Here is a 23,010-nt window from a genome sequence, read left to right on the forward strand (position 1 = left end):
AAGACTTAATAGAAGGGATTGAATTGGCTATGTTAGAAGTTACTCAAAAAGATATTCGCAATTGGTTTACTCACTGTTGCTACTGTACCTCATAAGTCAGAGAATTGCTATAATTAAATTAAAAATCGATTTTGCCTTTAATCCCCCCTTGATAAGGTAGGGTTGATTCATGAATCAACCCTACCCTTGATAAGGTGGGTGTCTGATAATTTTTAACGCCTACCTACTTAAGTACAATCAAGAAAAATTATCAAACTTACCAATCTTTATTTGCTCTTGCCATTGAGCAAATCTATTGTCATCATAGACTAAAATCTAGATGTAGCCGATGTCTAGATATCGATCGAGCCAGAATTGTTATGATAAATTCATGAAGTTTTATAACAGTATTTGCCCGTGAACAGGAACCAAATTGACTATCTCAGGATTAGTTTAATCGATCGCTGTAACTTTCGCTGTCAGTATTGTCTGCCTGAAGATGCAGAATTGGCCTATGTTCGACCGCAAGAATTACTCACCCGGGAGGAAATTCTTACTTTAGTCAAAAATGTCTTTATTCCCCTTGGTTTCCGCAAATTTCGCCTTACTGGTGGGGAACCTCTCTTACATCCCGAAGTAGTGGAGATTGTGCGCGATATCGCCTCTTTATCTGCCACTAGCGATTTAGCTCTGACCACTAATGGCTATTTACTTGACAATTTAGCCGAAATGTTGTATGAAGCCGGACTAAGACGGATTAATATCAGTTTAGACTCCCTCGACCCCGACACTTTCGATAAAATTATCGGTAATCGCGGCCGGAGTCGTTGGCAAAAAACTTGGGCAGGTATTCAAGCGGCCCAGAGAGTGGGTTTTGACCCCTTAAAATTGAATGTGGTGGTAATTCCGGGGATAAATGAGGCAGAAGTGGAGGATTTAGCGGCTTTGACCATCGAGAAGCGTTGGCACGTCCGTTTTATCGAGTTTATGCCCATCGGTAACGGTGATTTATTTCAAGAAAAAGCTTGGATTGCGAGCGAGGAATTAAGGGGGCGAATTCGGGCAAAATGGGGCTTAAATGAGGGTCAAGTGCGGGGAAATGGTCCAGCCGATGTTTTTCAAATTCCGGGGGCTAAGGGTACAATTGGCTTTATCAGTCAGATGTCGGAATGTTTTTGCGATCGCTGCAACCGCCTACGTCTCTCGGCCGATGGTTGGTTGCGTCCCTGTCTCCTCAACGAAACCGGACAAATTGACCTAAAAACCGCCCTCCGTCAGGGAATTTCGCCGGCAGAAATCAGGGAAAAAGTCCAGAAATTAATGGAACTGAAAGCAGAAATAAACTTTAAACTGCGTGATTCCGGCACATCAAGCGGCATTTATACCCGTACTATGTCCCAAATTGGCGGCTAAAAATCTACTGTCCGAATTCTACTCTAGCCTGTTCCACCATTTCCACGGTAACTCGATCGGAACCGGCATGACGAGCTAATTCTTCTATCCTTTGACGCGCTTGGGAACGAACAAAATAGGGAATATTTTTCAGTTTTGCTTTTGCTTCTGCAGTCCATTGTAGTTGATCGGAAAAATCTAGAGCGTCCATAGATTTAACATATAGTAGTCCGTCTATTATACCAAAAAAGATGAGCTATTTTGAGATAACGATTTTCTTAACAGCGAGTCTTTTTCACCTTTCTTTTAATTTTAGGTTTCTGCTAGGTCAAAATTTACTCTTTGATATAAATCTTGCAAAGAAATCTGCCAATCCACCGACACCAATTGTAAAACCGCATTTTCCCCCATGACGAAATCAATTAACCATTGATCATCCTTTTGTTTATAGTAACGTTCCACACTATAACTAGATTGTTCAATCAGAATATATTCCTGAAAAGTTGGCAAGGAACGATAGAATTTAAACTTATCCCCTCGATCATAAGCTTGGGTAGAATTAGAGAGAACTTCGACAATAATTAAAGGATTGATCACGTTAGATTGACTATTCCCTTGATAGAGAGGTTGACCTTTAATCACCATCACATCGGGATAGGTGTAAATGCTATAATCTGACAGCCATAAACGCACCGTTTCCATGTAGGTATAATAATCTTGATTATTGATAGTCAGAGGAAATCTTCGATAGAAGTTTCCAGCAATCTGATTGTGATTAGTGGTAGCTCCTACCATTGGGATAATTTCTCCTTGACGATATTCATTTTTATCCTCGGACGTTTCCTCCAGAGCTAGATATTCTTCGGGAGTATAATATTTAGTTTCGGTAGTGCTTAACATTTTTGACTCTCCTTCCTATTCTATTTTCTAGGATACAGCATTTCTCTAAAAAGAGACAAAGTTATCCTTGAGCAAGGTTATCAATTGAGTGGCTCGGAAAAGTGTATTTTCAATATCTCAGTAATCCGCTGACGCGCTTGGAAAAGAACAAAATAGGGAATATTTTTTAGTTTTGCTTTTGCTTCTGCGGTCTATTGTAGTTGATCGGAAAAATCTAGATCGTCCATAGATTTAACATATAGTAGTCCGTCTATAGCGTTTCCCAATCTCATGAGGTACACCAAAATCTTAACTCCTGAATCCCGAATCCTGACTCCTGACTCCTCAAAACCTAAGACTCTGTACCTCACAAATATGGTAATTGCTATATGATACCCAAAAAGATTAGCTATTTTGAGATGACAATTTTCTTGACAGCGACTCTTTTTCACCTTTCTTTTAATTTTAGGTTTCTGCTAGGTCGAAATTTACTCTTTGATATAAATCTTGAAAAGAAATCTGCCAATCTACCGACAGCAATTGTAAAACCGCATTTTCCCCCGTGACGAAATCAATTAACCATTGATCATCCTTTTGTTTATAGTAACGTTCCACACTATAACTAGATTGTTCGATCAGAATATATTCCTGAAAAGTTGGCAAGGAACGATAGAATTTAAACTTATCCCCTCGGTCATAAGCTTGGGTAGAATTAGAGAGAACTTCAACAATAATTAAAGGATTGATCACGTTAGATTGACTATTCCCTTGATAGAGAGGTTGACCTTTAGTCACCATCACATCGGGATAGGTGTAAATGCTATAATCTGATAGCCATAAACGCACCGTTTCCATATAATTATAATAATCTTGATTATTGATATTTAAGGGAAAATTACGGCAAAAATTTAGACAAATCTGATTATGATTAGTGGTGGCTCCTACCATTGGGATAATTTCTCCTTGACGATATTCATTTTTATCTTCGGACGTTTCCTCTAGGGCGAGATATTCTTCGGGAGTATAATATTTAGTTTCGGTAGCGCTTAACATTTTTGACTCTCCTTCCTATTCTATTTTCTACGATACAGCATTTCTCTAAAAAGAGACAAAGTTATCCTTGAGCAAGGTTATCATTTTTTCCTTAATCTCTAGCAAAAAATGCGGAGAAATCCACAATTAAAAATCTAACTATCAAAATTGCTCACTTCAAGGGTTAAGATAAACTAGATAAATAGTTTTATGTTTAGTTTCTCCTATGTTTAACTGGTTCCGTCGTCAGAAAGTCCAACCCGAACAAGAACAAGCACCCCCCGCACCCGTAGAGGAAACCCCCAGCGAGGCAACCAGTCAGGAAGAGTATTTAGATTGGGCCAAAAAAGCCTTTAAAAATATTCAAGAGAAAAAAGCCACGGCCGAGGCCGTCGTTAGCGAAACCCCTGAAACATCTATTGCTGAAACAGAACCTCCGCAAGAGGAAGAACCAGTTAAAGAAGAAGAAACCGAGGATAATACCCCCGCATGGCTGAAAAAATCCGATCGCCTCGAAATTCTCAAAGAAACCGCCATCGAAACCCCCACAGAACCAGATGAGGACTTTATCTGGTCCGCCAAAGTTTTAGCCAATCAGGGACGACAAGCAGAGGACGTTTCGGAAGAAGAAATCACTTGGTTAAAAAAATTGCGTCAGGGTTTAGGCAAAACGCGCCGCAGCTTGGTCAATCAGCTTAAGGCCGTGGTCGGTCAGGGTCCCCTCAATCAAGATGCGGTGGAGGAAATCGAAGCTTTATTGCTTCAGGCCGATGTGGGGGTAGATGCCACCGATTATATTATCACTACCCTCCAAAATAAGCTAAAACAGGAAGCTTTGCCCCCCGAAAAAGCGATCGAATATCTCAAAGAAATTATCCGCGAGATTTTAGATGCACCTTTAGCCAATTATAGCAACCCCGGTTTTGAGCCAGAAAAAGGCAAATTAAATATCTGGATGCTTACAGGAGTTAACGGAGTCGGTAAAACAACGACTATCGGCAAATTAGCCCATTTATCTAAACAATCTGGCTATAGTTGTATAATAGCCGCTGCCGACACCTTTCGCGCTGCTGCCGTGGAACAGGTGAAAGTTTGGGGAGAGCGATCGCAAGTCGAAGTAATTGCCAACCCAGGCAAAAATACCGACCCGGCCGCCGTGGTGTACGATGGTATCGAAGCCGCTAAATCCAGGGAGGTAGAATTACTCTTAGTGGATACGGCGGGAAGATTGCAGAATAAAAAGAACTTAATGGCAGAATTAAGCAAAATTCGCCGCATTATCGACAAAAAAGCCGAGAGTGCCGTGGTGGAATCCCTTCTAGTTCTCGATGCCACTTTAGGACAAAACGGGCTGCGACAGGCAGAGGTTTTCTCGGAAGCTGCCCAATTAAGCGGCGTGATCCTGACTAAAATCGATGGTACAGCTAAAGGGGGTGTTGCCCTTGCCGTAGCGCGTCAGCTTAATCTCCCGATTCGCTTTGTCGGCGCTGGGGAAGGAATCGAGGATCTGCGGCCCTTTTCCAGTTACGAATTCGTGGAAGCTTTACTAAGTGGCGATTAATCTCACCCCGCCTATCTTTCATAATCTTTTCATGGTTGCTTCATAATTGTCTCATTTTTAGCTATGCTAGAACTGGAGACTCGGGGTAACAACTATGCAAAGGACAATTACGGTTAGTCATCTAGGAGTATATTATCGCGGCGTGGAAGCCCTACGGGATATCACCCTGAAAATTCATCCGGGACGATTAACCGGTATTATCGGTCCCAACGGTGCGGGCAAAAGTACCCTGATCAAAGCCATGCTAGGATTAATTCCCGTACAACAGGGAAGCGTTAACTATCAAGGGCAATCTCTACAGCAACAACTGGATAAAGTCGCTTATGTTCCCCAAAGATCTCAAATCGACTGGACCTATCCCGTCAGCGCTTGGGATGTGGTGATGATGGGGAGAGTCAGAAAAACGGGTTGGTTTCGTCCTTTTTCCCATATTAGTCGTCAACAGGCTTTAAATGCCCTAGAACGGGTGGAAATGGCTGATTTACGCCATCGTCCCCTCGGTCAGCTGTCGGGGGGACAACAGCAAAGAGTCTTTTTAGCCAGATCTTTGGCCCAAGAAGCGGAGATTTTCTGTTTTGATGAACCTTTCGTTGGGGTAGATCAAAAAACCGAGGGGGTTCTTTTTAATATCTTTGGTGAGTTAGCCCAAGAAAATAAAATTGTCATGGTGGTTAATCATGATTTAGGCGAATCTATCACCCATTTTGCTGATTTAATTCTCTTAAATAAAGAATTGATCCTCGCCGATCAACGATCTAAGGTATTAACTGATTTTAATCTCCGGCGCGCATACGGGGGTAAAGTCTCCTTCTACGATGCCATGACACCACCAGATCATCGCCGATCGAGTCTCGATTATTTCGATCGCTTCTCGAAAAACAATGGGATAAACTAGAAGTGAAGATATTTTGGCTGACTGCCGATAGGGACACCGATGAAAACTATTTCCCCGCAAGAAGTAACAGGAACGATCGAACTAGCTCCTAACTATCGAATTCCCCTGTTTTTGGTAATTTTATCGCTGCCTTTACTCTTTTTACAGGTCTGGCTCGGCATAATTTTCTCCCTGTTAGGACTATTTTTGATGTTCCAGACTACCCGCATTCGTCTCCAGTTTACCCCCACCTCTTTAGATGTCTATCTATCTGGGCAACAAATTCGCTCCTTTCCCTACCAAGAATGGCAAAATTGGCGTATTTTCTGGAACAAAGTCCCGATCCTGTTTTATTTCAAAGAAATTAACAGCATTCATTTTTTGCCCATTATCTTTGACAGCGCAACCCTGAGACTGTGCCTCGAAAAATACTATCCTTTAGCAGCATCGCCAGCGATCGACTCAGAAGCGAACTAAGATTGAGATAAAATAAAATCTGGCTAATAGCGTCTTAATTGCCTGCCTTGGCCCTTTGTTCGCTCTGCATTTCTAAAGCCGATGAATTCAGAAGATTTTAATGTTTTACCCCTTGACAAAATGACAGACTTACCCAATGAATCTGTCGAAGAATTTAGTTTTGACGATCTCTGGAATGATCGCCCGGTAGAGAATCCGCTGCCATCGGCAATCGCCCCCGAAGGCGAATTAGTTCCCGCAGCCCAAGCGCAACCCCTACGAGCAGAAATCGAGGCTCTAGAACGGCAAAAACAGAGCCTAGCGGCAGAAATCTCGGCATTAAAAGCGGAAAGAGAACGCTTGATCGCCGAGGAACTAGGGGATATCAAAGCTCAAATTGAAAGAATGCTCAAGGAAGGCGTAAAAGACCTAGAACAACGCAAACAGGCTTTAGAAGTGGCGATCGAACAGTTAGAACGCCGTCGTGAGCGGATTCGGCAGGAAATGCGGAGTAATTTCGCCGGAGTCTCCCAAGACCTAGCCGTGCGGGTTCAGGGATTTAAAGACTATCTGGTGGGCAGTTTACAGGATTTGGCCGCGGCTGCCGAACAGTTGGAATTACCCCGTTTTGAAACCCCCGAAAAATCCCCCCGACCCGTGGAACCTCCCCTGCGGACCGAACGGGAGGAAAACCCCCGTCCATCCCGTGGCAGTCAAGGCCGGGATGATCGCGAAGAAAGTCCCCGTCCCCCCCGTACCAGTAACCAGGGCCGGGATAATTGGCAAGAACCCCGTCGTTCTAACCGTTCCGGTTATGAATCGGAACCGGTGGGACAATCTACCCCCAGACAGGGCTTTTCTGAGCAAAATCAGCGCATCCAAACTCTTTTAGACCGTTATCGCAGTCGTCCTGACTATTACGGTCCGCCTTGGCAATTACGGCGCACTTTTGAACCAATTCACGCCGAACGGGTGCAACAGTGGTTCTTTAAACAGGGGGGCCGGGGTACGGTTCGCGGTATGGGCAGCCGTCTCCAGAATATTCTGGTGGCTTCGGCAATTATCTCGATTATGGCGGAATTACAGGGCGATCGCTTCCGTTCTCTCGTTCTGGCTAATAGTCCCGAACGTTTAGGCGAATGGCGGCGCGGCCTCCAAGATTGTCTCGGCATTTCCCGCGCCGATTTTGGACCGGACCGCGGCATCGTTCTCTTTGAGTCTCCCGAAGCTTTAATTCAAAAAGCGGAACGTTTAATCGACGATAAGTATTCACCGCTCATTATCATCGATGATACCGAAGAACGACTGAATTTCGCTCTTTTACAATTCCCCTACTGGTTAGCTTTCGCCCCTGAACCCCAACAAAGTTCTAGTTATTGGTATTAACTAATTAGAACGTAGGTTGGGTTGAAGCATGAAACCCAACGCCCTTTTTGCCGCAAACCCTAATTAGTCCTTGAGTAGTGCGATACATTGGGCTAAAGAAGCGTTAGTTTTCAGCGCTTGTGGGTTAATATGGGTGGCAGCGGCTCGATAACCTTGTTCTAAGAGAGCTGCAATTAAATCTTCCCTTTTGGGTAGATCTAATTTACCCCTTCTCCCAATTTCCCGAAAACTATAAAAATAGGGAGGAAAATCGTTTTCTTCCCTCATTATTTCTAACAATTTAACTACCTTTTTCCACTGCCATTGATCGGCCAAATCTGCCATCTTTTCTAGATAAAGGCGATCATGTAAACTGCCTAACCACAAGGGTCCGGTTAAGGTTAAAGGTTGCCCGTCCCCAGAACAAACTATCTTGCCTAACTTCGGCCAAGGTACTGATTGATATTCCCCGCAGCTATGACAATAACCAAGAAAACCGTAGTTATGACTATTTAATTGTCTATTAGCTGTTAACCGCACCATCACCCGATAACTTTGACCAAAAAAGAAGGAAAAAATCGGCGTAATTCCTAAACCTAACCGGGCCGATTCTAATTGCAAACCGGCAATAATTAATCTTAATCCCTGTTCGTGGGCAGCTGGATGATTGCGAGCAGATGCTCCATAATCAGCTAAACTATTTTCTAGATTATGACCCGTTAGCGTCCGTCCATCAGTATTAGTCAGATAAATTAAACCCCCGATTTTAGTGGCTAAAGGAATAGCACTAAACAGAGATGCAGGAGAACCAAAAGCATCAATATCAACTAGATCGTAATGGTCTTTTTTAAGATAACATTCTAGGAGAACTTCTTGGGCAGATTTATAGGTTATTTTGATTTTTTTCTGTTGTAATAAACTCTCTAAGTTAGCGTCTAAAGTTGGCTTAATTTCTGGATTACCATCATTAACCCACAGCCAATCCGCACCACTTTCTAACCAATACCTGAGCGCTCGCACACCAGAGCCGCTCATTACTTCTAAAACCCGCAAACTGCCCCGCTCTTTTTGGGCAATTGCCGCCCCTAAAACTCCTAAATCTCGGACGATTTTACTCTCCAGTCGATAAAAAGTATTGTTGATATTAAATATCGCTTTTTCTTCCTGCATCGCTCATCTCATAATTAAGTAGGTAGGCACAATTATTTGTAGGATGGGTTAGCGGTAGCGTAACATGAGCGGGCGTTGGGTTTCATGCTTCAACCCAACCTACGTTCATTTTATATTTAATTCCACCCACCTACTTAGCACTCGATCTCTTCTTTTGTCTTTCCATGATTAACTAGGATCGAAAAGGGTCAACCACTGCCAAAACCAATCAGACATCAAGATAGAAGTAAATCTAAAGAAAGTGTGAAATTATCAGAAATTCCCGATTTTTTTACTATTATATCCCTAAAAAGCTGATAGTTTCCCCATAAGAACGGCAAATTGAAGGTAAAAAAATAACTATTTTTTAATATCTTATAGCAGTTTAATCCGGTCTGATGGGAGATAACCTAAAAGTAAAATCATTCAACCTTGATATAGAGATGAAAAAGTATCTAGCAGAGTTCATCGGGACGTTTTGGCTCGTTCTCGGTGGTTGCGGTAGTGCCGTTTTAGCGGCAGTATTTGTGGGTAAAGCCAAGAGTGTCGTAGATGGTGCTGATTTTAATATCGATCTGGGGATTTCTTTTGTGGGTGTCGCCCTCGCCTTCGGTTTAACCGTCCTTACCCTTGCCTACGCTTTCGGGCATATTTCGGGGGGACATTTTAATCCCGCCGTTTCCTTCGGTCTCTGGGCAGGTAAACGCTTCCCCGGTTCGGAACTACTTCCCTACATCATCGCTCAGGTTTTAGGGGCGATTTTAGCGGCGGTAATTATCTACATTATTGCCAGTGGTCAACCGAGTTTCGCTTTGGGAGGCAGCAATCCTCTGGCCACCAATGGTTACGGAGAACATTCTCCCGGTGGTTACAGTTTATTCGCCGCTTTGGTCACGGAAGTGGTCTTGACCTTCATGTTCTTAATTATCATTTTAGGTTCTACCGATCGACGCGCTCCGGCCGGTTTTGCTCCCATCGCCATTGGTTTAGGATTGACCTTAATTCACTTAATTAGCATTCCCGTGACCAATACCTCCGTTAACCCCGCTCGTAGTACTGGTGTCGCTCTTTTATGCGGTAATATGGCTCTCGTTGGTCAATTATGGTTATTCTGGATTGCTCCCATTGTGGGGGCCGTGGCGGCGGGTTTCCTCTACAATAGTTTCTTTGAAGAAACTTTAGAAGAAAGACAAGTTAGAGAATAAGTGGAAAGTTACCGCTAAAGTTTGATTGCTTAAAGAGTCAAGTGCTGATAGCGATTCCTGTGGGGTCGCTATTTTTTTCGTCCCCACCGACAAAATTGAGCAGCGCTCGTCGTCCCTGCTCACCTCGATCGAGTAAAGTAATCTCTAGATAATTTTCTGGCAAAAAAGTTAAACGTTCCGACCATTCGATCGCCACTATCCCTAAATCCACCTCGATTCCCTGCCAATAATTTTCTAGGTACAGGGCCTCGATATCTTGACCCTGCAAACGATACAAATCCAAATGATACAAGGGAAGGCGGCCTTCGCTATACTCGTTAACGAGGGTGAAGGTAGGACTAGCTATAGGCTCTTTAATGCCCAATCCTAGGCCAATTCCCTGTACTAAGGTGGTTTTTCCCGCTCCCAAATCGCCTTTTAATAAAATTACACTGCCGGGGGCCAGGGTTTGCCCCAGTTTTTCCCCTAAATTGACAGTAGCTTCTCGATCGGGTAAGTCGATAATCATTTGTTTCCGTTAGGATGCCAATTAACCACTGATTTTAATATAGCGATCAGAAGACCTCCTGTAAAAGTAAGTTACCGAGGCACTATCGGGTCAAAATATCTAAAAAACCAGATAAATTTGACATAATCTTAGCTTTTATGGATATTATAGTTATTTCTTGTCTTTTTTCTGCTCCTATCGACCGTCTCGAAGTCTCGTAGTCTTCTCAGCTAAGGTCAGATTTTTGATTTTTGCAGGAGATCTAATCTGGTCTTTTGAGCGAGAAAAATAGAAGCAGTTAAACTCATCTCTTATCTCTTAGTCTTGCCTTTGGTCAAATGGTCGCCATCAAGACAGAGATAAGCGATCGGCGAAACCTTCTGGTAGATTAGACTAAATGGGAGTTGGTTAACTGCTTTTATAAAATTGATTGTTCCCTAACCATCAGCATTGTCTAGGGTCGAAGGCAATAAAACAACCGAAGTTTAGGACTTTAAGCCAGAAGTTAAGAAAAAAAGTGAAATTATTATTTTTGAGTAATGGCCACGGTGAAGACGAGATCGCGATCCGGATTATTAAAAGACTGCAATCATCTCCCCACTGTCCGGATATTACTGCTTTACCCCTAGTGGGTAACGGTTATGCTTATACTCGTCTGGGGATTCCCCTTCTCGATCGAGGTCAAAAAATGCCCTCTGGGGGTTTTATCACCAGGGATGCGAAACAATTATGGCGAGATCTACGGGAGGGATTATTAGGATTAACCTCCCGTCAATACCGTCTGGTCAAAAATTGGGGCCAAGAAGGGGGAAAAATTGTCGCGGTGGGAGATATCTTACCCCTGGCCCTTGCTTGGTTGAGCGAGAGGGATTATGCTTTTGTGGGAACGGCTAAATCGGAATACTATCTCCGGGATGAGCAGGGATGGTTAGATAGTAGCTCGATGATCGATCGCCTCTGGGGTTCCTATTATTATCCTTGGGAACGCTGGTTAATGGCTCATCCTCGCTGTCGGGGGGTTTTTCCCCGGGATAGTTTAACTAGCAAAATTTTACAACAGTGGTCAATTCCCGTTGTCGATGGGGGTAATCCGATGATGGATGACCTTTTACCCTCGATAACGGGCGATTTTCCCCAATATTGCCTAAATATTCTGCTGCTACCCGGTTCGCGCTTTCCCGAATCTCTCCACAATTGGCAGCAAATTCTCGCAGCTGTGGCCGCCATTATCGGCCGTTTTCCCGATTACAAGCTGGAGTTTTTGTCGGCGATCGCTCCTTCTCTCCCCCTAGAATCTTTTACGGCTGCTTTAATTGACCGGGGTTGGCGAGAACATAGCACAAATAAGTTTATTTGTCAAGAGGTATTTATAACTATTTCTCAAAGGGATTACGCCGAATATTTAGGCCGCTGCCATCTAGCGATCGCCATGGCGGGAACTGCCACGGAACAGTTCGTCGGTTTGGGTAAACCGGCGATCACGATTGCGGGATCTGGACCACAGTTTACTGGCCATTTTGCCAAACTGCAACAGCGTTTATTAGGCTGTTCAATTCTCTTAGGCGATAGTGCCGAGTCAGTAGCAGACAAGTTAGAATATTTATTACAAAATCCCCCACAGTGGCAAGAAATCGCCTTTAATGGTCGTCAGAGAATGGGGTCAGCTGGGGCTTCCGATCGCATTGCCCAATGGTTACTAGGCAATTTTTGCCCTTAAAGAAAAGTATCAGTCCGATTTTCGCCGCTAGTTGGCCACTCAAAAATAGTTTCTAGGGCAATTTTTTGGGCGCTTGGTTGTTGTCCGTAGCTGAAAAGATAGGGAATTTCTGCGCTTTGTTGACGAAACCACTGGAAAACGTAGGGACTACCATAAATAATCAATGCTTGAATCTGTCCAGTTTTCAGCAAAGCTTGATAGATAGCTTTCGTTTCCTCTCCTAATCCGGCACTACCCCGAAAAGGATTACCACGGATAAATACTTGTAGGAGAGTCGTTTCTGGGGAGACGAGGGACTGATGAAAGGTGCTACGATCGATTATTTGGGTTTGATAACCCCATTGTCGGGGCATTGTCACCGCCGGACAAGAGCGATCGAGAAAGTCACAGTTGAGTAAATCATCGATAATGATTAAATTGCGGCCTTGAGTGGCTTTAATGGGTAAATTACCGCTAACTGTTTGGGAATCTTTTAAAAGATCGCTGACAATCTCTAGAGCTTGCGGTGCCGCTAAACTGCTTAAGGATTCTAAGGATGGCTGTCTTTGCCCCAATTTCTCTTTTGCTCGTTGAATACGTTGCCAAGAATCATTAATTCTGGCTTCGCTAATTGTACCCGCCTGCACGGCACTATACACCGCTTCGATCGCTTCGATCGGATCGGGAGGCATTAATAGTATATCAGCCCCCGCCTGTACCGCCCTCACTGCTATGGCGGCAGCACTGGCAATTTTAGTCACTCCTCCCATAATCAGGGCATCAGTGACGATTAAACCCTGAAAACTGAGATTTTGGCGCAGTTTTTCTCCGAGAATTTTCGAGGAAAGAGTGGCGGGAAATTCGTCATCCCAAGCGGGAATTAACAGATGGCCTGACATAATACTATCAACCCCCGACTCGATTGCAGCTTGAAAGGGCGGCAATTCGATCGCTTCTAGGCGATCATGATCGTGGTTGATGATGGGAAGATCGAGATGGGAGTCATTGCTGGTGTCACCGTGGCCGGGAAAATGTTTGGCCGTGGTCAAAACTGGATAGGAATTCGCCCCTAAAATAAAAGCTTGAGCTAGATTAGCGACGATTTCGGGAGTTTCAGCGAAGGAACGAATATTGATAACCGGATTGTCGGGATTATTGTTCACATCGACAATTGGGGCTAAAATCCAGTTAATCCCGATCGCCAGTGCCTCCTTAGCGGTAATTGCTCCCATTTCCCTAGCATATTCTGTGGCTTTTGTCAAGCTTTTTTCGGCTATTTTTCCTAAAGCCATTGGGGGGGGAAACCAAGTAGCACCGGAAAACCTTTGGCCGACTCCCTCCTCGATATCGGCGGCGATGAGGAGAGGATTATCGCTGGACCAACTTTGTAATTGTTGGCTACGGAAAGCGATTTCGGCGGCGCTGCCTCCTAATAGAATCACCCCACCGAGGTGGAGGGTTTCTAACCAATGTTTCAGGGTGGCGTTGACAGGTTCCCAGACAGGATAGCGGATTTGTTGGTCAAAGAGATAGCCGGAAGCGCGGACTACTATCATCTGACCAATACGTTCTTTTAGGGATAAAATGCGATCGCTCACTATTCAGTTATCAGTTATCAGTTATCAGTTATCAGTTTCTGAAGGCAAGAGGCAAAAGGCAAGAGGCAAAAGGCAGAATCTGGCAATTCTCCCACCTAAAAAGAAGGTTAGAAACTAAGCACATCAGAGATTTTAGCCTAACCAATTAGGTTTTAGTTTCTGGAAATTTATCAGGTTTAAGTTTTAAGTTGCCAGTTTTGTCTAAATTTAGTTATCCTCTACTGTTCACTGGTCACTGGTCACTAATAGCGGAATCGTCATCTTCTGGGGGTCGATCGCTTTTAATATGATCAAGAAGGTGTAACATTCGATCGCCGCGTTCGAGGGAAGAATCTTCTAGGAAGACCACTTCGGGGGTACGTCTGAGACGGATGCGTTGACCAAGTTCGCGCCGGACGAATCCTGCGGAAGCTTTTAAACCGGCCATAGTTTCGGCCTTTGCATCTTCGTTGCCGTAGATAGACACAAAAATTTTAGCGTGTTGCAGGTCGTGGGAGAGATCCACATCGGTAACGCTAACCATACCGGCACCGACCCGATCATCTTTAATTTCCATTAATAACATTTGGCTGACCTCGCGCTTAATTAGCGAGGAGACGCGAGATACTCGACGATCGTTAGCCATAATTTTTGTCCCCTAAAAACAGCGAAACCCTTACCATTGTATCAAGCTAATCCGAGCATGGCTTTGAGGGTGAAATAAAGAAAGGCGAAAGTTCCCCCCAGAAAGCCCACAAGTGCGATCGCTGTGAGGGGATTTTTTAATAAAGGGGCCAACCAGCCGAAAAAGGCGAAGAAAATCCCTAAACTAAAGCTAATCAGATAGCGGGGGTAACGGCTCACGTTATCAAAAAAGTCGCCCATAAATTTTATTTATTATCTTTGTCCGTAAGTAATTATAGCAGTAAGCTCCGATGCTGCCACGCCCCCCGATTAACGGGACTTATCCCATTTTTCTTTAAGTACCTAAGCAAAAGCGTCAATTCATTGTGCAGAGATTCAACGATTAGAATCCATCTTTTGAAAAAGATGGAGACTTCAAAGAGACAGTTTTCTGAGGACTTTTTCTGCTAGTGGGAACTAGATCGGGGTCATTTTCTTCCCTAGCCACCCGGATTAAGAGGGCCGCTAAAAAGAGACTAGCTAAACTGGAACTGCCGCCATAACTAAAGAGAGGGAAAGGTAGGCCCGTAGTGGGTAAAGAACCAGTGGCCACACCGATATTTAACAGAGATTGACCGATTAAAATAACCATCGCCCCGATCGCCACTAATTTTTTGATGCGATGACGACATTTAACCGCCACAATCAGGGCGAGAGTAGCGTAGAGAAATAGCATGATTAACAGTAAAATACCGCCAATAAAACCAAATTCCTCACCAAAGACAGCGAAAATAAAATCCGTATCCGGGAAGGGTAGATAAAATAATTTTTGTTGGGATAAACCGTAACCGCTGCCGGTGGTTCCGCCAGAACCGATCGCCAGTAAACTCTGCACTAATTGATAACCATCATTCCGGGGATCCTGCCAGGGGTTTAAGAAAGATAAAATCCGTTTTCTCTGGTATTCGCGGAAAGTAACACTAACCACGGCCATAGTTACACCCAGTAAAGCGGTGCTGGTCATGTAGGATAAAGGCAGACCGGAGGCAAGAGCGATCAGCCAGAGAGTTATACCACACAGAGCAGTGGTACTCAAGTTAGGTTGTAAGAGGATGCCCGCTAGAATTAGTCCAAAAATAGCGATCCAAGTTAACCTTTGATTAACATTTAAACGCGGCCAACCACCGAAAACCGCCGCTCCTTGCAGGACGAGAAACGGTTTCATCAATTCCGACGGTTGCAAGAGAATCGGCCCGATTTTAATCCAACGGGTGGCACCGTTGATATTAGCTCCCAAACCGGGGATAAGAGTGATCAAAATTAATCCTAAAACTAATAAAATCATCCAGGGTGCAATTTTGAGCAGATTCTCGATCGGCAATCGCACCAGGAAATTAAAGCCAATTAAGCCAATCCAAAGCCAGATTAATTGGCGGATAAAATAGTATAGTCCGTTATCAAAGCGACTATCAGCCAGAGCGTAGGAAGCGGAAAAAAGCACGACTAACCCGACTACCAGCCACAAAAAAGTCATCCAGCGCAATAATCGCGCTTCGGCTGACCAGTTTTTCACATCGGGGTCAAAAATAGGAATAATATATTGCCACACGGAGATTTTTCGAGAAGAAGTATCTTGTACAGATTAACCGAAAAGACTAGGCTCGATCGCAGTTTGTTCCACTATCCGACGGCGACATGACCGATTAAACCGACATTTTCACCGTGCCATTCTAGGGTATCACCGATCACCTGACCGTCGTGATAGGCAGCCAAGAGAATTTCCGCCGTTTTCCCCCAAACAATATTCCCCTGACGATCAAGGGAAATCATGCCCAGATCCCGACCATTAGTTTGGGATTCGCGCATCGATTTCTCCACGGCAGCGGCGAGGGAAAAACCATCGGTGACGCGAATGACCACCTTAGCGGCTAAACACTCATCGATAATATCTTCCCCGACTCCCGTACAACTTACGCCGGCCCATGGATTCGCATAATTGCCGGCCGGCATGGCACTGTCACTAACGCGACCGATTCTTTCTAATCCCTTCCCCCCGGTAGAAGTTCCGGCGGCGATGTCTCCTTGCTGATCGAGAGCCACCACCCCGATAGTTCCCCGTTGCGCTGAGGAGTCGGCGAATAAACGGGCCATTTTGCGATTAAAGTTCGTCTTTCTTTCCTCCATCCATTCTTGAATCCGATAATCGGTGAGGGGATCATAGAGGGGAATTTGTAATTCTCTGGCCAGATCTGCAGCTCCAATTTCCGAGAGAATGCGATCCTCTTGACTTTGGAGAAATTGAGCGAGGCTAATGGGATTCTGTACCCGCGAGACGTTAATGACACCGCTTAAACGCTGGCGACGACCATCCATCAAGGCTGCACTCATTCGCACCTGACCGTCCGATTGCACCACCGAACCGGTCCCGGCATTAAATCGCGGTTCATCCTCCAGTAACATACATCCTTTTGTCACCGCCTCCACAGCACTCGCACCATTGTCAAGGAGGTTGTAAATATTCTTAACAATCCCCCGGAGAGAATCGCGTACTGATTCTAAACCACCTTTGTCCTCTAGGGAACTCGCTCCCCCATGAATAATTAACTTCGGATTTACTCTGGTCATTATTGTCCCAACATCACATTACCGATCGGATCTAAACTATCACGTTTAAGCTGTCCGCACATCTAAATTGGTCTATGGGAAGTGGGGAACTGGGGTGTGGGGTGTGGGGTGTGACCCCCCCTGCCCCCCCGACATCGGGGGGGCAGGGGGGGTGTGGGGTGTGGGGTGTGGGTAGTTTTCTCAGTGAACTGATAACTGATAACTGATAACTGATAACTGATAACTGATAACTGACTCCATGGTAGATGTTGGATTTTTGCAGGAGTCCTATTTTCCGACAAAGATAAGCAAAAATTATTTATTGACTCCAAAAACTTGAGAATATTTAAATTAACATTCCGCAATATTTACAAATTCTTAAAAATTAATTGAGAAAGATTTTTATTTAACAACGATGTGATCATGGTTACAGCGATTTGATAGAATTTCATAGTCGGTTATTATGTGCTTTTTTAGGCAGCAACGGTTGAAACCCTTGCCACACCTAGAAGGTGATCCTAATTAAGACGGGTAAATCAGTCAATTTCACGCACAACGATGATCTTTTTTTTGTGTAGTTTTATTGCAAAAAAAAAGTTTTTTTGACAAAAAACACAAAGTATGATACAAGCCCAATGGATTTCTGGCTGCGAGTAGTTATTGCAGAGTGGGGAGAAGGGAGCGCCGGAGTTGGGGAGAAAAAAGCGTTCGACAAAAGCTCACGCGGCGGTTCGACAGGCTCACCGTCCGCTCGACTGAGATCACCGAACGTCCGAAGTCTGACGGCTGATGGCTAAAAAGCTGATGGCTAACTTGACAAAAATTACCTCGGTTTCTATAATCCTGAAACCGTCAATAAAATTCAGCGATAAATAGCTGGGCAGAAAATCAAGAAAAACAGCAAAAAAACGCAGTTACCCCCTTGACAAATAGATAAAACTAGGCATTAGTTAAATTTAATGATTTTTTAATAAAAACCGCTTTCTATCACCAGAAAAAGCGATCGGTAGATTTTTATCAGAGTAATGTAATCATCTTTACAACTATTGGGGATCAAAGGATGTTAGGGTGAAGGAGCGATGACAAACCCACTTTAAGATCACCCCAATTGCTATGGCACAGATTCTCGATCCCCTCCCCAACGGCAAGAAAAATAGTATTCTTTGTTGCTATGTGAATGCGACCAGTCATATTCAAATTGTTCGCATCACCAATATTGCTAACTGGTATTTTGAAAGGGTGGTTTTCCCCGGGCAGCGTTTAGTATTTGAGACCCTAGGGGAAGCTTTCTTAGAGATTCATACGGGGATGATGGCCAGCGCGATCCTTTCCGATAACATCCCCTGTGAGCGCCTTTATATCGGCGATGGGGATGACGATGACTCCGATGGTCAACTAGACGGGGAAATATTCTACCCCCATTCCCTAGAGGAAAGTCAAGGGGCGAAAATTGACAATACCGTACCCTTCGGTTTAACTTTAGCTTCCGCCTAGCTAATAAACTAATCCGATAATTCCCCTCGCACGAGAATGACAGTGCAATTAACCGCACGGGCAATCGTCGAGGGGATATTGCCATTTAAGAACTGATTGAGCAAACTTTCCCTAGATGCACCCAAAAGCACCAAAGAACAATCCTCCGATTCTACCAGATGAGTGACCGCCTCGGCAGCAGAAGCCGAACGAATCGGTAAAGGTACAATCGGCTGTGCGATCGCTTTCTGTAAAGATGCTTGTAAAACTTCCAAAATAGACAGATCTGGGAGTAACTCCGTCGGGGAATAGATTTTACATAACCAAAGTTCGGGATGATCCGAAGACTCGGACAAAGACAGCAAACTAGGCAATAATGCTAAAGCGCGTTGGGCATTGGGACCGCCGGCGGTGGGAATCAGCCAAATCCTTTCCCGATTAAGATCGTTGGGAAAACAATCCTTTGTACCCAATTTTACCAAGATGGTTTCACAGGGGGCTTGAGCAATCAGAGTATCGACTAAAAACCCAAAAATCGCCCCAGTGGTGGATTTTTCCCCCGTCCAACCCATAATTAATAAATTGCTGTGTCGTTCGCCAATCGTGGCCAAAATCCCGTCGGCGATATCCTGAACAACGGAAATTTGTGTATGAACAGAGATATTCTGCTGTCGGGCTAATCTTTCCAGACGATGAAGTAATTTGCGTCCTTCCCGCGTATCTACCCTGACTTCCGCCGGAGAACTAAGACGAGGCACAGTAATCACATAGAGACAATCTATCTCATAATTGCGTTCACGGGCGACAGCAGCGGCAATTTTAAACAAAGCAGTAGCGGTGTCAGGATTGGCAATAGGTAATAATATCCGGCCCGTTCCCACGGCCGGGGAACGAGTTTGATAAACCACATAGGAAGGGATACTGCGTTGGGGCAGTTGACAAACCCCCCCCAATTGATCAGCTTCCACCCGGATAATATCGGTGCGGGTGATGATCCCCACCAGTTTTTGACCATCGGTAACGGGTAAACGGGAAAGCTGATAGCGATTTAAGAGAAATAAAACATCGCTTAAAGCTGCCTGGGGAGCTACAGTAATCGGATTGGGAGTCATGATCTCCCGCAGGACGGTTTGATTGTTTTTTGATCGCCATTTATCCAGATCACTTTGGGTAAAAATCCCCAATAGTCGCCCCTGTTCCACCACGGGAAAACCGCGATGATGGGAACGGGACATAATTTTCACCACTTCCCCCAGGGATAAATCCGCCGGCAGAATTTCCACCTGCGATTGCATCACATCTATAGCCGACAGATGGGCCAGCACATCATTAGCAGGGGTTTCCTCGTTGAGAATAATACCACTAGCGGAAAGTAAATGCTCATAGAGGGAACCGGGTAGAATGCTTTCAGCAGTGATATAAGAAACGGCACAGGTCAACATCAGGGGCAGCACAACATTAAAATTGCGATGCAGTTCAAAGACAATCACGATCGCCGTTACTGGAACCCTGACTACTCCCGTAAAAAAAGCCCCCATACCGGCTAAAGTATAACTAGGTTCGCTGCCGAAACCCATCATTTTCGTCTCGATTCCCCCCACCAGAAACCCCAAACAGGAGCCCAACACCAAAGCGGGGGCGAGGAGTCCCCCAGGGGCGCCAGAACTATAGGAGATCATCGTCAGGAAAAAATAGACCACAAAAGCGAGAGCGGTATTCTGCCAACTTAATTCCCCTGCCAGCAAAAATTCGCGTAAACCCGTATTATCTCGAAAAAAGTCGGGTAAAAAAGCCACTACCGTTCCCGATAAGCAACTGACCAGACCGATGCGCCAAGCCAGAGATAACCGCCAACGCCGCTGCAGCTGACTACAAAAAAGGATGCCTTGATTGAATAAAGACCCCAATAAGCCCGCTAAAACCCCCAAAAGGCAATAAATGGGTATTTCTTGGGCAGAGAAGCTAATATTGGCATATTCAGTGATGATCGAGGGGGTATTCTGCAACATCATCGAAACCACGGCCCCGGTAAAGGAAGCGACAATCGCCGTTTCTAGGGTCATACTGGAAACATCGCGCATTAATTCCTCGATCACAAAGAGGACTCCGGCTATGGGAGTAGTAAAACCGGCCGCTAACCCCGCGGCTGCCCCGGCTGCGATCATCTGACGACGGTGATCGGGACTGGTGGGCAGCCAGACGCTTAATTGGGCTGCCAGGGCTGCCCCGATGTGTACCGTCGGCGCCCGACGACCAAGGGTTAAACCACCGCCAAGAATCAGGATCGCCCCGATCATTTTTACGAGGGCGACGCGCCAAGACAGGGGCAAAGGATATTTAGCTAAGGCCGCTTTTACTTGGGGAATACCCCCCCCGGCGGCTGCGGGGGAGAAGTGTTCGACAATCCAGCCGGCGCTGTAACCAAGCAGAAAACCGCCGAGGGGCAAAACTAGGAAAGGAGAGGAATTGGCTACTAGATGCACCCGCCAACCACCTAACCAACCGATGCCCAATTTCAGGATAATGGCGGCAAGGGCGGAGAGAATTCCGATTAAACAGGCGACCAGTAAAGCATAGCGACTATCGGTCGCGCTACGTCCGAAGTGTTGGGATTTAAACCACTGACGGAGGTTTTGGTAACGGGCAAAAAGTCCCATAATTATCAGGGAGAATCAAGGCAATGGCGGGGCGAGGATTTATTTAGGGTTCTGATTCCTCGTCTCTTTAATCATAGGCCGTTAAGTTCTGTAACCGTTCACCTTGTTGCTACCGATGGACCCAATCGTAGTTTTTCGATCGATGGGTTAGGATCAAAGGTTGTCGCTGTCTTTTTAAAAAAGAAGGGGAAAATAGTCGGCGGACAGCTGCCGCTAACCTGACTTTATTTTCAGGTTCTAATGACAATTTCTTGATCGGTAAATTAAAGATAAATATTAGCAGATGAATTACGTTAGTTAAACTTGATTAACTTCAACTTTATTGACTTTTGATGACAATAAGAACAAAAGTATTAATTAGATAGGACTGGCTGAATAAATCTAAAAACCTTGTGGGATAAGATGTGGGTTGATTTGCTCACACTTCACATCCCGTAAAATGGTAGTGTTTGGAGCTAGTGGTGGCCTTTCTGCTTGCCAATCCAGATAGGCTAAATTGAGAATATCAGGGGCATTGATGCCTAAAGGGAGACAAAATATATTAGGCTAAAAGCTAAACTATTTTGGCAAGATTTCTTTGAAGACCTCCTCAGCCTACTTATTGGTTTGCCACGGTAGTCGCGATCCGCGTCCAGCCCTGGCGGTGACACGATTAGCAGCCTTAGTTCGGGAAAAAATTAGTCAACCCGCCGAAAGATTGGCGAGTAAATCGGAGTTTAGCCCATCTATAGCGGTTCTAGAAGCAGATAATCGGGTATTAGTGGGGACGGCTGCCCTAGAATTAGCGATAACACCTCTCCATCAACAAATAGAAGCTTTTGCCCAACAAGCACAAAGCCAAGGATGTAACCAGTTGCAGATTATCCCCCTGTTTCTCCTGTCGGGGGTTCACGTTAAAGAAGATATTCCCGCAGCCGTGGCCAAAGTGCGCTCGCCGATTGAGCTAGAGTTAAAGCCCCATTTAGGCAGTTATCAGGGCATAAAATCGCTGTTATCCCGACAATTGGCTGATTTAAGCCCGCAAAAACCTATTTTACTGTCCCACGGTAGTCGTCGCCCTGGGGGTAATCGGGAGGTGGAAAATCTAGCGGCGTGTTTTGGGGCAATTACAGCTTATTGGTCGATAGAACCGAGTTTATCCCAACAAATCGAGATTTTAATCGCTCAAGGTAGCCAAACAATCCCTATACTGCCCTATTTCCTCTTTGCCGGTGGAATTACGGCCGCGATCGAAGCCCAAGTTTTTGAACTATCACAAAAGCATCCCAATGTCAATATATTTTTAGGTAAATCTTTGGGGGCGACGGGGGAATTAGCCGAGATTATTGTTGAGGAAGGATGTGGATGAAGCGGGCAGCGATCGCTCTGGGCAGTAATTTAGGGGATTCAGCGACAATTTTAGGGCAGGCTTTAGGGGAATTAGAGCGAGTCAAAGGAATTAAACTAGAAGCTCATTCCCAATGGTATCAAACCGCCGCCGTTGGGCCGCCTCAGCCCGATTATCTCAACGGTTGCGCCATTGTGCAAGTGGATTTATCCCCCCTAGATTTACTGGATAAATTATTAGAAATCGAGCAGTTATTCGGGAGAGTCCGCCTGGAAAGATGGGGACCGCGTACCCTCGATTTAGACTTAATATTTTATGATAACCTGATCTTAGAAACGCCCGAATTACAGATACCCCATCCCCGCTGCCGAGAACGCACCTTCGTGCTGCTTCCCCTGGCAGAAATTGCCCCCGATTGGCGAGATCCTGTAACTGGAAAAACTGTCCTTCAGTTATTGGGGGAATTGGGATTGGGAGAGTAGGGTGTCAATGAACCTGCGGGAGTCCCGACCCGAGGGCGTAGCGGGATAGTGGGACTTAAACAAATTTCAAGCCCAAATAAAGCCTAAACTGGCTTTGTAAGCGGCAAACACATCCCGATTCTCGGTCAGCCACTCAAAGAAACGGAAAGACATCGCTGTCCGAAAAGCTTCTAAAGCTTCCACAAAAGTGT

Annotated in this window: 21 protein-coding genes and 1 pseudogene; 10 read left to right on the plus strand and 12 right to left on the minus strand. The window is 45.1% G+C overall.

The window, feature by feature from the left end:
• Positions 1–396: 396 nt before the first annotated feature.
• Positions 397–1,392 carry a GTP 3',8-cyclase MoaA gene (gene moaA / locus H6F92_RS07270; RefSeq protein WP_190357345.1) on the plus strand — a complete coding sequence of 332 codons (996 nt, stop codon included), beginning with the start codon at positions 397–399 and terminating at the stop codon, positions 1,390–1,392.
• A gap of 4 nt (positions 1,393–1,396) precedes the next feature.
• Here the strand turns inward: moaA and H6F92_RS07275 are convergent, their stop codons facing one another.
• The 4 genes and pseudogenes from H6F92_RS07275 to H6F92_RS07285 form a co-directional block, all read right to left on the minus strand.
• The gene (locus H6F92_RS07275) at positions 1,397–1,582 is read right to left on the minus strand and encodes a PCP reductase family protein (RefSeq protein WP_002751785.1); all 186 of its coding nucleotides are present in this window, start codon (positions 1,580–1,582) and stop codon (positions 1,397–1,399) included.
• 101 nt (positions 1,583–1,683) lie between these two features.
• Positions 1,684–2,271 carry a Uma2 family endonuclease gene (locus H6F92_RS07280; RefSeq protein ID WP_190357346.1) on the minus strand — a complete coding sequence of 196 codons (588 nt, stop codon included), beginning with the start codon at positions 2,269–2,271 and terminating at the stop codon, positions 1,684–1,686.
• An 80-nt stretch (positions 2,272–2,351) separates the two neighbouring features.
• Positions 2,352–2,498, minus strand: a pseudogene (locus H6F92_RS26730) (PCP reductase family protein).
• Between the two features lie 217 nt (positions 2,499–2,715).
• Positions 2,716–3,303 carry a Uma2 family endonuclease gene (locus tag H6F92_RS07285; RefSeq protein ID WP_190357347.1) on the minus strand — a complete coding sequence of 196 codons (588 nt, stop codon included), beginning with the start codon at positions 3,301–3,303 and terminating at the stop codon, positions 2,716–2,718.
• A gap of 205 nt (positions 3,304–3,508) precedes the next feature.
• On the opposite strand from H6F92_RS07285, the gene ftsY reads away from it, so the two are divergent.
• The 4 genes from ftsY (at position 3,509) to H6F92_RS07305 (ending at position 7,559) form a co-directional block, all read left to right on the plus strand.
• Positions 3,509–4,843, plus strand: coding sequence for a signal recognition particle-docking protein FtsY (gene ftsY, locus H6F92_RS07290; protein ID WP_190357348.1), 1,335 nt, complete (start codon positions 3,509–3,511; stop codon positions 4,841–4,843).
• A 94-nt stretch (positions 4,844–4,937) separates the two neighbouring features.
• Entirely contained in the window at positions 4,938–5,738 is an 801-nt protein-coding gene (locus H6F92_RS07295; protein WP_190357349.1) for a metal ABC transporter ATP-binding protein, read from the plus strand.
• Between the two features lie 39 nt (positions 5,739–5,777).
• Positions 5,778–6,194 (plus strand): DUF3119 family protein, encoded by a 417-nt coding sequence (locus tag H6F92_RS07300; RefSeq protein WP_002761589.1) that lies wholly within the window; start codon positions 5,778–5,780, stop codon positions 6,192–6,194.
• Positions 6,195–6,275: 81 nt separating this feature from the next.
• On the plus strand, positions 6,276–7,559 hold the full coding sequence (locus H6F92_RS07305) for a DUF3086 domain-containing protein (protein ID WP_190357350.1): 1,284 nt from the start codon (positions 6,276–6,278) through the stop codon (positions 7,557–7,559).
• Positions 7,560–7,622: 63 nt separating this feature from the next.
• Here the strand turns inward: H6F92_RS07305 and H6F92_RS07310 are convergent, their stop codons facing one another.
• The gene (locus H6F92_RS07310) at positions 7,623–8,708 is read right to left on the minus strand and encodes a class I SAM-dependent methyltransferase (protein ID WP_190357351.1); all 1,086 of its coding nucleotides are present in this window, start codon (positions 8,706–8,708) and stop codon (positions 7,623–7,625) included.
• A 422-nt stretch (positions 8,709–9,130) separates the two neighbouring features.
• Between H6F92_RS07310 and aqpZ the strand changes: the two genes are divergently transcribed.
• On the plus strand, positions 9,131–9,892 hold the full coding sequence (aqpZ, locus tag H6F92_RS07315; protein WP_242030040.1) for an aquaporin Z: 762 nt from the start codon (positions 9,131–9,133) through the stop codon (positions 9,890–9,892).
• Between the two features lie 37 nt (positions 9,893–9,929).
• Here aqpZ and tsaE read toward each other — a convergent pair whose 3' ends face one another.
• Positions 9,930–10,400, minus strand: a complete 471-nt coding sequence (gene tsaE / locus H6F92_RS07320) for a tRNA (adenosine(37)-N6)-threonylcarbamoyltransferase complex ATPase subunit type 1 TsaE (protein WP_190357353.1) — start codon at positions 10,398–10,400, stop codon at positions 9,930–9,932.
• Between the two features lie 496 nt (positions 10,401–10,896).
• On the opposite strand from tsaE, the gene H6F92_RS07325 reads away from it, so the two are divergent.
• Entirely contained in the window at positions 10,897–12,096 is a 1,200-nt protein-coding gene (locus tag H6F92_RS07325) for a lipid-A-disaccharide synthase-related protein (protein WP_190357354.1), read from the plus strand.
• Here H6F92_RS07325 and H6F92_RS07330 read toward each other — a convergent pair.
• From H6F92_RS07330 to H6F92_RS07350, 5 genes are all read right to left on the minus strand, one after another.
• On the minus strand, positions 12,093–13,673 hold the full coding sequence (locus H6F92_RS07330; protein ID WP_190357355.1) for a glycoside hydrolase family 3 N-terminal domain-containing protein: 1,581 nt from the start codon (positions 13,671–13,673) through the stop codon (positions 12,093–12,095). The genes H6F92_RS07325 and H6F92_RS07330 overlap by 4 nt on opposite strands.
• Before the next feature lie 232 nt (positions 13,674–13,905).
• Positions 13,906–14,298, minus strand: coding sequence for a 30S ribosome-binding factor RbfA (rbfA, locus tag H6F92_RS07335; protein ID WP_190357356.1), 393 nt, complete (start codon positions 14,296–14,298; stop codon positions 13,906–13,908).
• Between the two features lie 41 nt (positions 14,299–14,339).
• Positions 14,340–14,537 carry a DUF751 family protein gene (locus H6F92_RS07340; RefSeq protein ID WP_002737592.1) on the minus strand — a complete coding sequence of 66 codons (198 nt, stop codon included), beginning with the start codon at positions 14,535–14,537 and terminating at the stop codon, positions 14,340–14,342.
• 142 nt (positions 14,538–14,679) lie between these two features.
• Positions 14,680–15,885 carry an FtsW/RodA/SpoVE family cell cycle protein gene (locus H6F92_RS07345; RefSeq protein ID WP_190357357.1) on the minus strand — a complete coding sequence of 402 codons (1,206 nt, stop codon included), beginning with the start codon at positions 15,883–15,885 and terminating at the stop codon, positions 14,680–14,682.
• A gap of 71 nt (positions 15,886–15,956) precedes the next feature.
• The gene (locus H6F92_RS07350; protein ID WP_190357358.1) at positions 15,957–16,901 is read right to left on the minus strand and encodes an isoaspartyl peptidase/L-asparaginase; all 945 of its coding nucleotides are present in this window, start codon (positions 16,899–16,901) and stop codon (positions 15,957–15,959) included.
• Between the two features lie 1,092 nt (positions 16,902–17,993).
• Between H6F92_RS07350 and H6F92_RS07355 the strand changes: the two genes are divergently transcribed.
• Positions 17,994–18,374, plus strand: a complete 381-nt coding sequence (locus H6F92_RS07355; RefSeq protein WP_190357359.1) for a DUF1830 domain-containing protein — start codon at positions 17,994–17,996, stop codon at positions 18,372–18,374.
• 8 nt (positions 18,375–18,382) lie between these two features.
• Here H6F92_RS07355 and H6F92_RS07360 read toward each other — a convergent pair whose 3' ends face one another.
• Positions 18,383–21,010: a chloride channel protein gene (locus H6F92_RS07360; RefSeq protein ID WP_190357360.1), complete on the minus strand. Its 2,628-nt coding sequence runs from the start codon at positions 21,008–21,010 to the stop codon at positions 18,383–18,385.
• Between the two features lie 577 nt (positions 21,011–21,587).
• On the opposite strand from H6F92_RS07360, the gene H6F92_RS07365 reads away from it, so the two are divergent.
• Both H6F92_RS07365 and folK read left to right on the plus strand, forming a co-directional pair.
• Positions 21,588–22,358, plus strand: a complete 771-nt coding sequence (locus H6F92_RS07365; RefSeq protein ID WP_190357361.1) for a sirohydrochlorin chelatase — start codon at positions 21,588–21,590, stop codon at positions 22,356–22,358.
• Positions 22,355–22,819: a 2-amino-4-hydroxy-6-hydroxymethyldihydropteridine diphosphokinase gene (gene folK, locus H6F92_RS07370; protein ID WP_190357362.1), complete on the plus strand. Its 465-nt coding sequence runs from the start codon at positions 22,355–22,357 to the stop codon at positions 22,817–22,819. The genes H6F92_RS07365 and folK overlap by 4 nt, the downstream gene beginning before the upstream one ends.
• Positions 22,820–23,010: the final 191 nt, after the last annotated feature.

The sequence above is a fragment of the Microcystis wesenbergii FACHB-1317 genome (assembly GCF_014696875.1).
Classification (GTDB): domain Bacteria; phylum Cyanobacteriota; class Cyanobacteriia; order Cyanobacteriales; family Microcystaceae; genus Microcystis; species Microcystis wesenbergii_A.